Origin of the sequence: Phenylobacterium sp., from assembly GCF_031360265.1 — a bacterium.
Lineage (GTDB): Bacteria > Pseudomonadota > Alphaproteobacteria > Caulobacterales > Caulobacteraceae > Phenylobacterium.
The window spans coordinates 1-9,908 of sequence record NZ_JANMBF010000017.1 but is presented as its reverse complement, the minus strand read 5'-3'; the positions used below and the strand labels follow the sequence as shown (position 1 = coordinate 9,908).

At 69.4% G+C, this 9,908-nt stretch carries 11 protein-coding genes; 3 read left to right on the top strand and 8 right to left on the bottom strand.

Annotated features, from left to right (window positions below):
• On the bottom strand, window positions 1–361 hold a 361-nt coding region (locus tag RMN86_RS01250), incomplete at its 3' end, for a S4 domain-containing protein (RefSeq protein ID WP_309604007.1).
• Window position 362: 1 nt separating this feature from the next.
• Window positions 363–668, bottom strand: a complete 306-nt coding sequence (locus tag RMN86_RS01245) for a ferritin family protein (protein WP_309604006.1) — start codon at window positions 666–668, stop codon at window positions 363–365.
• A gap of 76 nt (window positions 669–744) precedes the next feature.
• Between RMN86_RS01245 and RMN86_RS01240 the strand changes: the two genes are divergently transcribed.
• Window positions 745–2,403 carry an alkaline phosphatase D family protein gene (locus tag RMN86_RS01240; RefSeq protein WP_309604005.1) on the top strand — a complete coding sequence of 553 codons (1,659 nt, stop codon included), beginning with the start codon at window positions 745–747 and terminating at the stop codon, window positions 2,401–2,403.
• On the opposite strand, the gene RMN86_RS01235 is transcribed toward RMN86_RS01240, so the two are convergent.
• The 4 genes from RMN86_RS01235 to folE all read right to left on the bottom strand — a co-directional run bounded on the left by RMN86_RS01235 (window position 2,400) and on the right by folE (window position 4,701).
• A complete protein-coding gene (locus RMN86_RS01235) occupies window positions 2,400–3,026 on the bottom strand; it encodes a LysE family translocator (RefSeq protein ID WP_309604004.1) in 627 nt (208 codons plus the stop codon). The two genes, RMN86_RS01240 and RMN86_RS01235, sit on opposite strands and share 4 nt — an antisense overlap.
• A complete protein-coding gene (gene hisI / locus RMN86_RS01230; protein ID WP_309604003.1) occupies window positions 3,023–3,418 on the bottom strand; it encodes a phosphoribosyl-AMP cyclohydrolase in 396 nt (131 codons plus the stop codon). Before hisI ends, RMN86_RS01235 begins: the two co-directional genes overlap by 4 nt.
• Before the next feature lie 46 nt (window positions 3,419–3,464).
• Window positions 3,465–3,986: a cupin domain-containing protein gene (locus tag RMN86_RS01225; RefSeq protein ID WP_309604002.1), complete on the bottom strand. Its 522-nt coding sequence runs from the start codon at window positions 3,984–3,986 to the stop codon at window positions 3,465–3,467.
• An 88-nt stretch (window positions 3,987–4,074) separates the two neighbouring features.
• Window positions 4,075–4,701, bottom strand: a complete 627-nt coding sequence (gene folE, locus RMN86_RS01220) for a GTP cyclohydrolase I FolE (protein ID WP_309604001.1) — start codon at window positions 4,699–4,701, stop codon at window positions 4,075–4,077.
• A gap of 183 nt (window positions 4,702–4,884) precedes the next feature.
• Here folE and cysS point away from each other — a divergent pair, with 183 nt between their 5' ends.
• The gene (gene cysS, locus RMN86_RS01215) at window positions 4,885–6,279 is read left to right on the top strand and encodes a cysteine--tRNA ligase (protein WP_309604000.1); all 1,395 of its coding nucleotides are present in this window, start codon (window positions 4,885–4,887) and stop codon (window positions 6,277–6,279) included.
• Window positions 6,279–6,839: an SRPBCC domain-containing protein gene (locus RMN86_RS01210; RefSeq protein WP_309603999.1), complete on the top strand. Its 561-nt coding sequence runs from the start codon at window positions 6,279–6,281 to the stop codon at window positions 6,837–6,839. Before cysS ends, RMN86_RS01210 begins: the two co-directional genes overlap by 1 nt.
• 3 nt (window positions 6,840–6,842) lie before the next feature.
• Here the strand turns inward: RMN86_RS01210 and RMN86_RS01205 are convergent, their stop codons facing one another.
• Window positions 6,843–7,568, bottom strand: a complete 726-nt coding sequence (locus tag RMN86_RS01205) for a LuxR C-terminal-related transcriptional regulator (RefSeq protein WP_309603998.1) — start codon at window positions 7,566–7,568, stop codon at window positions 6,843–6,845.
• 101 nt (window positions 7,569–7,669) lie between these two features.
• Window positions 7,670–9,730, bottom strand: coding sequence for a phosphocholine-specific phospholipase C (locus RMN86_RS01200; protein WP_309603997.1), 2,061 nt, complete (start codon window positions 9,728–9,730; stop codon window positions 7,670–7,672).
• Between the last annotated feature and the right edge of the window lie 178 nt (window positions 9,731–9,908).

Genomic DNA, 9,908 nt, shown 5'->3' with positions numbered 1-9,908 from the left:
TCCAGGCGCCGGATGAACAGCCATCCCCGCCGGCTTGTCGATGACGATCAGATGGGCGTCTTCGAACAACACCGTCAGCGCGATCGCCTGGGGCCGGTTCGGCGGCGACCGGCGCGGGGATTTCGATCCGGTAGTCGCCGGGCTGCGCCTTGGATGAGGCGTCGGTGATGGGCGTTCCGCCGTGGCTGACCCGCCCCTGGGCGATCAGCGCCTGCAGGCGGGCCCGCGACAGCTCCGGGGCCAGGCCCGCCAGCACCTTGTCGATCCGACCGCCGGCGTCAGCTGGCCCCACCGCGACGATGCGGACCTCGACGGCCTCGGCATCGGCCTCGAGATCTTCCGGATCGTCCTGGCCGGACATGTCAGTCCTTCGCGCTTTCCTCGCGACCGGTGATCGAACCGTCGGTGAAGAGGTATTCCTTCAACTGCTCGGCGACCTCCGCATCGTTGCGGCGCATCCATTCCAGCACCATCGAGGCGTGTTCCAGCTCCTCGCGCGCGTTGTGCAGCAGGATCGCCTTGAGGCTGGGATCGTCACAGTCGTCGGCGCGCTGGCGGTACCAGTCGACGGCCTCGAACTCCTCCATCAGCGAGGTGATCGCATAGTGCATATTCAGGGTCTCCCGGCGCAGCTTCTCGCGCGGGACATGCAGGACTTCACTGGACACGGGTCGTCACTCTCCTGTGGTATCTGTCGCGTAGATACGCGTGCGCGGCGACAAGCGCGAGACGGGGAGCAAATCTATGCGGATCGACAGGCGCGGGGTTCTGGCCCTGCTCGGCCTTGGCGCGGCGGCGCCGGCCTCGCGCGCGGCGGCGAAGACCCAGGCGGCGTTTCACCACGGCGTCGCCTCGGGCGATCCGTTGCAGGACCGGGTGATCCTGTGGACCCGCATTACCCCGGGCGGCGCCGGCGATGTCGCCTACCGCTGGCGGCTTGATCCGGTGGGCGAAACGGGCGGCGGCAAGCACGGCGTCGGCGTCACCGGGCCGGATCGCGACTACACGGTGAAGGTCGACGTGAACGGTCTCGATCCCGGCCGAGCCTATAGCTTCCGGTTCGAGGCGGACGGCGCGGCCTCTCCGGTGGGTGAGACCCGCACCCTGCGGCAGGGGCCGACCAAGGACGTGGTGCTCGCCGTGTGCACCTGCTCGCTCTATCCGAATGGCTATTTCAACGCCTATGGCGCCATCGCCGCCCTGCCGCGCGTCGACGCTGTCGTGCACCTGGGCGACTACATCTATGAGTACGGCGGACCCGGCACCTACGGCATGGACAGCCCGGTGGCCGGCGAGCGGCCGCACGATCCGCCGCACGAGTGCGTGACCCTGGCCGACTATCGCCGCCGTCACGCCCAGTACAAGACCGACCCGCAGCTGCAGGCCGCCCACGCCCGCGCCCCCTGGATCGTCGTCTGGGACGACCACGAGACAGCCAACGACAGCTGGATGGGCGGGGCCGAGAACCATCAGCCTGCGACCGAGGGCGACTGGAACATCCGCAAGGCCGCCGCGATCAAGGCCTACTATGAGTGGATGCCGATCCGCGAACCGCAGGGCGGCGGCTTTGCCATCAACCGCAGTTTCGACTTCGGCGACGTGGCCAGCCTGTTCATGCTGGAAACGCGCCTGACCGCCCGCGACCAGCAGCTGACCTACGACAAGGACCTGCCGAGGGCGCCGACCCCGGCCGATGTGGCGGTGTTCAGGCGCAGGCTGGCCGATCCGGCGCGCAAGATGATGTCGGCCGGCCAGGAGGCGTGGCTGGGCAAGGCGATGACCGAGTCCGTCAAGGCCGGGACGCCCTGGCAGGTGCTCGGCAACGAGGTGGTGATGGCCCGGCTGTTTACCCCGCCGCTGCACGACTTCATGACCGGGCCGGCCTATGCCAAGGCGCTGGCCGCGCTGTCGCACAACGGCCAGACCCGGGTCGCCCGGCTGGAGGCCAACGCGGCGCTGGGCCTGCCTTGGGGCACCGACATGTGGGACGGTTATCCCGCCGATCGCCAGCGGCTCTACGGCCTGATCGGCAAGGCCCACGCCAACGCCATCGTGTTGGCCGGCGACAGCCACGCCTTCTGGGCCAACGAGCTGTGGGACGCCGAAACCGGGGGGCGGCGGGTGGCGGTGGAGTTCGGCGCGCCGGGGATCACCAGCCCAGGCCCGGGCGAAAGCCTCGCGGCCTTCCCGCTGAGCGACGCCTTCGTCAAACACAACCGCGAGGTCAAGTTCAACAACCAGACCGCCAAGGGCTTCGTGCTGCTGACTCTGACCCACACCCAGGCCACCGCGCAGATGATGGCGGTCTCGACGATCCGCGATAGGGCGTACACCACCCGATTGATCGCCACGTGGCGAGCGACACGAGGGCCGGGCGGGGTCTCGGGGCTGAAGGCGGTCTAACGCGACGAGAAGGCCAGCCGGGCGCCGAAGGCCAGGAACACGCCGCCGGTAAGGCGGTCCAGCCAGCGGACGACGCTGGCCCGCCGCAGGGCGCCGGCGATCGGCCGCGTGGCGCCGATCAGGCAGGCCGACCAGGCCAGGCCCAGCGCCGCATGGATCGCGGCCAGCAGAAAGATGAACGGCGCCGGCGCGACGTCGGCCGGCAGGAACTGGGGCAGGAACGAGATGTAGAACACCCCGACCTTGGGGTTCAGCAGGTTGGTGAGCAGCCCCCGCCTCAGCCAGGTTAAATCACCGTCGGCCAAAGGCGCGCCGCCGGTCACGTCGAGCCGGTCGCGGGGCTTCAGCATCAGGTTCAGGCCCAGCCAGACCAGATAGGCCGCGCCGGCCCACTTCAGCAGCGTGAAGGCGAAGGTGGAGGCCGCCAGCAGGGCGCCGAGGCCCAGGGCTGCCGCCGCGCCCCAGACCAGGCAGCCGGTGGTGATCCCGATGGCCGCCATCGCCGCGCGCTTGGGGCCCTCGACGGAGGCGGTGCGCAGGATCAGCGCGGTGTCCAGGCCGGGTGTCAGGGTCAGCAGTCCGGCCGCCACGACGTAGGCCGCCAGCGCCTGGACGACCGTCACGGCCGCTCGACCAGCTGGCCGTCCTCGATGAGGCGGTAGAAGCAGGACCGCGCGCCGGTGTGGCAGGCGCCGCCGTCGCCCTGAGGCCGGACTTTCAGCCAGACGCAGTCCTGGTCACAGTCGATGCGCGCCTCGACCACCTGCTGGACCTGGCCCGACGTGGCGCCCTTGCGCCAGAGCTCATTGCGGGAACGGCTGAAGTAGTGGGCCTCGCCGGTGGACAGTGTGGCGGCCAGCGCCTCGGCGTTCATCCAGGCGAACATCAGCACCTCGCCGGTATCGGCGTGAGTGGCGACAGCGCCGATCAGGCCGGCGGCGTCAAAGCGGGGCGCGAGGGTCGCGCCGTGCTCAAGCGCGTACTTGGAAGGCGCGGTGGGGAAGGTCGCGGTCATGGCCAACATATGGCGCCGATGCCCGGCCGGGCGCTAGGCTGGCCGGTCAGCGTCCGGGCGCGGTGGCCGCTGGCGCCGTCGCGCGGACCCAGCCTGGCCCCTTGGGGTCGACCTGAGTCGTGGTGATGGGCCCCACGCCGACGATCTGGACGATGACCGGCTCGTCGCCGGCCGAGCCGTCCCAGTGCACACCGTTCGCGCGGTGCTTCATGATACTGCCCGCCTCCAGCGGTGTGGCCTTCGAAAAGTCAAGGATGGGTCCCGTACCCGCGTACCAGGTTCCTTGCAGGACGGTCACATAGCGGTCGCCGGAGTGGGCGTGCGGGGTGTCCATCCAGTGAGGGGGAAATTTGACCCGGATGACATAGACACCAGGCTTGGCGGCATCGCCTAGAAGCGCGGCGGACTGTGCGCCATGGCCGCCGGGCACGTCGGTCCAGCGCACCTGTGCCGGTCCGATCCGCACGAAGCCATCGGCCTCCTGGGGCGCGGCCAACGCCGCTGAGCACGGTACAAGCCCTGTGAGGATGAACGCCGCGGCCAGCCCCTTGCGCGATGTCGGCTTCATGATCCCTACCCCTTGTCAGTCGCCAGCCAATGACCCCCGCCGGTCAAAGGACGGCGAGAAATCCCACGACCCGGTTGTCGTCCGCAGGCTACTTCCGGTTGACGAAATCCAGGAAGCGCTGGCGTAGCGTCGGGTCGGTCTTGAAGACGCCGGTGAACTGGGTGGTGATGGTCGAGACGTGGCGGTGGTGGACGCCGCGGGTGGACATGCACTGATGGTTGGCGTCGATCAGCACCGCCACGCCGGCCGGGCGCAGGCTGTCGGTGATCGAATCGCAGATCTGCTGGGTCATGGTCTCCTGGGTCTGGAGACGCTTGGCGAAGATCTCCACCACCTTGGCGAGCTTGGAGATGCCGACGACCCGATTGGTGGGCATATAGGCCACATAGGCCTTGCCGAGGAACGGGGCCATGTGATGCTCGCAATGGCTCTCCACCTCGATCTCGCGCAGCATGACGATGTCGTCATAGCCCTGCACGTCCTCGAAGGTGCGCGACAGTTCCTTGGCGGGGTCGAGGTTGTAGCCCTCGAACCATTCGCCATAGGCGTCGACGACGCGCCGGGGGGTGTCGATCACGCCCTCGCGGCGGGGATCGTCCCCGGCCCAGGCGATCAGAGTGCGCACCGCTTCCATCGCTTCCTCGCGGGAGGGGCGCTTCACGGCGTCAAGATCAAGGTCGGCTCCGACCAGGGTTCGGTCGCGGATGGCGTCCATGGTGTGTGAGCGTTCTTTCCAGGGCTGAGTTGCGCCGGGACGAAGGTCCCGGGGATTACGCGTGGCCACCCTTGCGTCAGGCGGGTTTGCTCAGGAGGGTTCCCGTGGCATCCCGTTCCTGTGATCTGTATATGGGCGCAACCCGCATCCGGGCAACCGTAACCCTGCGTCAGTTTCCAACCTATGTCGCTCACCCTCTACGACACCATGGCTCGCCAGAAGCGGCCCTTTGTACCGGCCGACCCCCGGCGGGTGACGATGTACGTGTGCGGCCCGACGGTCTACAACTATAGCCACGTCGGCAATTTCCGGCCCGTTGTGGTGTTCGACGTGCTGTTTCGCCTGCTGCGCCGGCTCTATGGCGAGGGCGCCGTGCTCTATGCGGCCAACGTCACCGACGTGGACGACAAGATCAACGCCAAGGCCGCCGAGGAAGGCGTTCCGATCGGGACCATCACCGACCGCTATCTGGCGGCCTACAACGCCGACGCCCGGGCGCTTGGCGCATTGCCGCCCACCGCCCAGCCGCGGGCCACCCAGACCATGGACGCGATCATCGCCATGATCGGCCGGCTGGTGGCCAACACCTCGGCCTACGCCGCGCAGGGCCATGTGCTGTTCGACACCCAGGCCTATGGCGACTACGGCAGGCTTTCCGGCCGGCCGCTGGATGAGATGATCGCCGGCGCCCGCGTCGAGGTCGCCCCCTACAAGCAGCACCCCGCCGACTTCGTGCTGTGGAAACCGTCCAAGCCCGGGGAGCCGGCCTGGGACAGCCCCTGGGGCCCGGGCCGTCCCGGCTGGCACATCGAGTGCTCTGCGATGATCGAGCAGGAACTGGGCCTGCCGATCGACATCCATGGCGGCGGCATCGATCTGGTGTTTCCACACCATGAGAACGAGCTGGCCCAGGGGGTCTGCGCCGGCGAGCACGGCGCCTATGCCCACTACTGGCTGCACAACGGCTTTCTCAACATGGCCGATGAGAAGATGTCCAAGAGCGTGGGCAATGTGACCCTGGCCCACGACCTGCTGGACCGCCATCCCGGCGAGGTGATCCGCTGGGCCTTGCTGGGCGCCCACTATCGCCAGCCGCTGGCCTGGACCGAGGATGCGTTGGCCCAGGCGCGCAATTCGCTGGACCATCTTTACGGGGTGCTCGGCCGGGCGCGGGACATCAGCCCGGGCGGCAGCGGCGGCCTGCTGGAAGATCAGCTCGCGCCCCTGCTCGACGACCTCAACACCCCGGCGGCCATGGCCGAGCTGAAGCGGCTGGCCAACGAGCTGGACGCGGCGGTGCGCAAGGGCGCGAGGGCCGCCGGTCCGCTCAAGCAGGACCTGCTGGCGTTGGCCGGCGTGATAGGTGTGCTGCAGGCCGATCCGCAGGCCTGGTTCCAGGGCGGGGCCGACGAGGGCCTCGCGGCGACGATCAACGGGCTGATCGCCGCACGCGACGCGGCGCGCGGAGCCAAGGACTGGGGCGAGGCCGACCGCATCCGCGCGGAACTGACCGGCCTGAACGTCGAAGTGATGGATGGGCCCGCGGGCGCCACCTGGAGGATTCGGGAGCAGGCCTGATGCCAATTTCGCCGTCTCCACAACTGAAGGCCGGCCTGTTTGGCCGTGGCGGAACGCCGCGCGCGCCCAAGCCGACCGCCACCGGCGCCCCGCCGGCCAAGCCGCCGTCGGGCGTCCGCATAGAGCATCGCATCGGCATACAGGCGCCGGCAGAAGTGATCTGGGCGGTGATTGCCGACCTCGCCGCCTGGTCGGACTGGAACCCGCTCTATAGCCGCGCGACCGGCGACATCCGCATCGGGGCGGGGCTGGACCTGACGCTCAACCTGCCCGGCCAGCCGCCCCAGCGGATCCGCCCCGTGGTGCTGGACTGGGTGCCGAACGAGCAACTGCAGTGGCGGCTGTCCCTGGCGGGCGGGTTGGTCAGGACGGTCCGCTATATCGAGATCGAGGCGCTGGCGCCGACGAGCTGCATCGTCGCCAATGGCGAGTACGTCGGCGGACTGATGGGCTCGTCGGTTGCCCGCCGCGTCGGTCGCTCGATCCTGCGCGGGTTCACCGACATGAACGCGGCCTTGAAGATCCGCGCCGAGGCTCAAGCGCAGGCCGAGCGCGGTTGAGCCTCAGATCAGGCGCGCCGCCGCCAGCCGGGCGATGGCCTGGGCGCGGTTGACGGCGCCGACCTTCTTGCGGGCGTTGTCGACGTGGAAGCGGATGGTGGATTCGGCGACGCCCAGGATCACCGAGATCTCCCAGTCCGACTTGCCCTCGGCCACCCAGGCCAGGCTGTCGCGCTCGCGGTCGGTGAGGTGGACGTCATCGCTGGCTTCCGGCTCGGCCAGGGTCATCAGCCGTTCGGTGAGCATCAGGCCGGCCATGTGCACCGACAGGGCCTCGTCGGGGCTGAAAGCGCGTCGTTCGAAGCCCAGGTGCAGCGAAGCGATGGCGCGGTTCGGTCCATAGGAGGTGGCGCAGAGCGCGTCGTCGATGCCGGCCTCGCTGAGCGCCTCCCAATAGGCGCCGAAAGCCGCGTCGCCGCGCGGGGCGAAGTCGCTGAACCGGTAGCGGGTCAGGCCGCCGCGGATGGCCCCCAGCAACGGGTTGCATTCAAAGCAGATGTAGTTGAATCCGGGGCTTCCGGGCCAGTCGGCTGGAGCGATCCGGGCGATCACCCCGCCGGCCGCGAAATGCGCCCGAGAGGTCAGGGGCACAATGGGCCGGCGGTAGACGCGGGTCTGCAGATAGGAGGCGCCCAGGCTGGTCATGGCGGCATGGAAGGCGGTGCTGGCGGCCTCGGCGGAGGTCGCGGCCAGCGACGTCTCCGCCAGGGCGAGGGCGCGGGTCAGCATCGGGTCAGGTCCGGTCCAGCGGCTGCAAGCGTCCACCGGACAAGAACCCTAGGGCCAAGCTGGGCCATTTGTAAGCGCTTGCCCCCAGCAGGCGAGTGCCGTCAGGCCTGACGCCCGAGCAGCGGATCGCTGACGCTTCGCCGTCCGTCCTCGCCGTGGCCGGCGAAGCGGCGCCTGAAGCCCGGCAGATCGGGGCTGGTGACGACGATGTCATACCACCCTCGGCTGGGCCGCAGGTCCCAGGCGTCGACCAGCTTCGCGCCCGCGGCGAGCCGGTGCGGGCGGGAGGCGGCGTGGAGATAGGCGCTGGGGGCGACGTGCAGGGCGACGGGCGAGGCGCCGGTGTTGCGAAGCGTGATCAGCAGCCGGCCGGCCTTGGCGTCGAAGCGCGCGAAGGCTTCCGGCCCGGCGGACGTCTCGCCACGGAATTCCCGCAGGAAGCCGTTGGGACCCTGCAGCCGTAGGTCATAGGCGCCCGGGCCGGTCGCCAGGTCGTCCAGGCGCTTGCCGGCCTCCACCGTGTAGAACCTGGGCTCGCCGCCGCCGCCGGCGCGAAGGTCGAAGGCTGCGCCGGCCTCGCCTCTGTTGGCGATCGTCAGGACCAGGCCCTGAGGTCCGACCCGGGCGGCCACCTCGAAGACGTAGGGCAGCGGCCGGGCGGGGCGTTGGCCAGGCTCCTGGCGCGGGGCGCCCTGCGGGCTGCCCTCGGCCTTGGGGAAGGGCAGCGCCTTGGCCTTGGCGGCGCGGGCCGGCAGACCGGAGGCGTCGGGCAGGGGCGTCGGGGCGCGGTTCGGCGTGGCGAAGTCGAAGATGCTGGTCAGGTCGCCGCAGACCGCGCGGCGCCAGGGGCTGATCTGCGGCTCCATGACGCCGAAGCGCGCCTCCAGGAAGCGGATCACCGAGGTGTGGTCGAAGACCTGCGAGTTGACCCAGCCGCCCTTGGTCCAGGGCGAGACGACGATCATCGGCACGCGGGGGCCCAGGCCCACCGGTTCGCCATGATAGACTTCGCCGTCGGTCGAGACCGTGCTCTTGCCGGCGGCGGCCCCGACGGCGGGCAGTGGCGGCGGGACGTGATCGAAAAAGCCGTCGTTCTCGTCGTAGTTGAGGATGAACACGGTCTTGGCCCAGACCTTGGGGTTGGCGGCCAGGGCGGCGATCAGCCGGGCGGTCAGCCAGGCGCCGGCCGACGGGGTGGCGGCCGGATGTTCCGACAGGTGGGTCGACGGCACGATCCAGGCGACCTGGGGCAGGCGGTCGGCGGCTACGTCGGCGGCGAACTGGGCCACCAGATGCTCCCCGTCCGAGGTCTTGGCGTTGCCGGCGTTGGCGCCGGGCGCCCAGGCGCGGGCGTGGTCGTGCAACGGATCGCCCGCGGCCTTGCCGCGGAAGTTGGCGAAATAGGCCAGACCGTTGTCGCCGAAATTGTCGTACTCCTGATAGATCCGCCAGGAGACGCCGGCCGCCTGCAGCCGCTCGGCGTAGGTCGGCCAGGTGAGCGGCTTGAAGGTCTTCGAATCGTTGGCCGGATCGGCGGTCTCGTTGGTTTCTTCCGGCGGGTTGGCGACCACGATCTTGCTGTCGTCGCCGGCCGAGAGCCCGCTGGTGCCCGTCCACAGGAACAGACGGTTGGGATTGGTCTGGGCGAAGATCGAGCAGTGGTAGGCGTCGCAGACGGTGAAGGCGTCGGCCAGCGCATAGTAGAACGGGATGTCGGCGCGCTTGAAGTAGCCCATGGTCAGCGACCCCTTGGCGGCGATCCAGGCGTCATGATGTTTCCAGCGCGCGTGGGACCCCTTCCAGCTATGGTCCAGGCTGAAGATGGTCTCGGCCCGCGTCGCGGCGGTGTCCAGGTGGAAGGGCCCGACGATCCCGACACCGTCCTTGGCCGGTTGGCTCCAGACCGGCTGGCCGCTGGGCAGGTCTATGGGCCGCGGATCGCCGAAGCCACGGACGCCGCGCAGGGCGCCGAAATAGTGGTCGAAGCCACGGTTCTCCTGCATCAGGATGACCACGTGCTCGACGTCCCGGAGGGTCCCGGTGACCCGGTTGGCGGGCAGGGCGAGGGCTTGCGCCACGCCGGGCGGGAGCGTCGCGGCGCCCAGGGCCGCGCCGGCCGCCAACTGCAGAAAGGCCCGGCGATCATTGGGCGTCTCAGTCATCAGGGCCCTCGCGGTTTCGTCTTCGCCCGCAAGCATAGCCGAAATTGTGACAAGGCGCCGACACCACGGCCGATTGCCGCTGGCCCAGCGATATGTAGTTGATATACATATCGCTGGGCAGACGCGGGTCGGGACACCCCGAAAATGGGTATCAGTCAGATTGCGGCCTGTCGCGTGC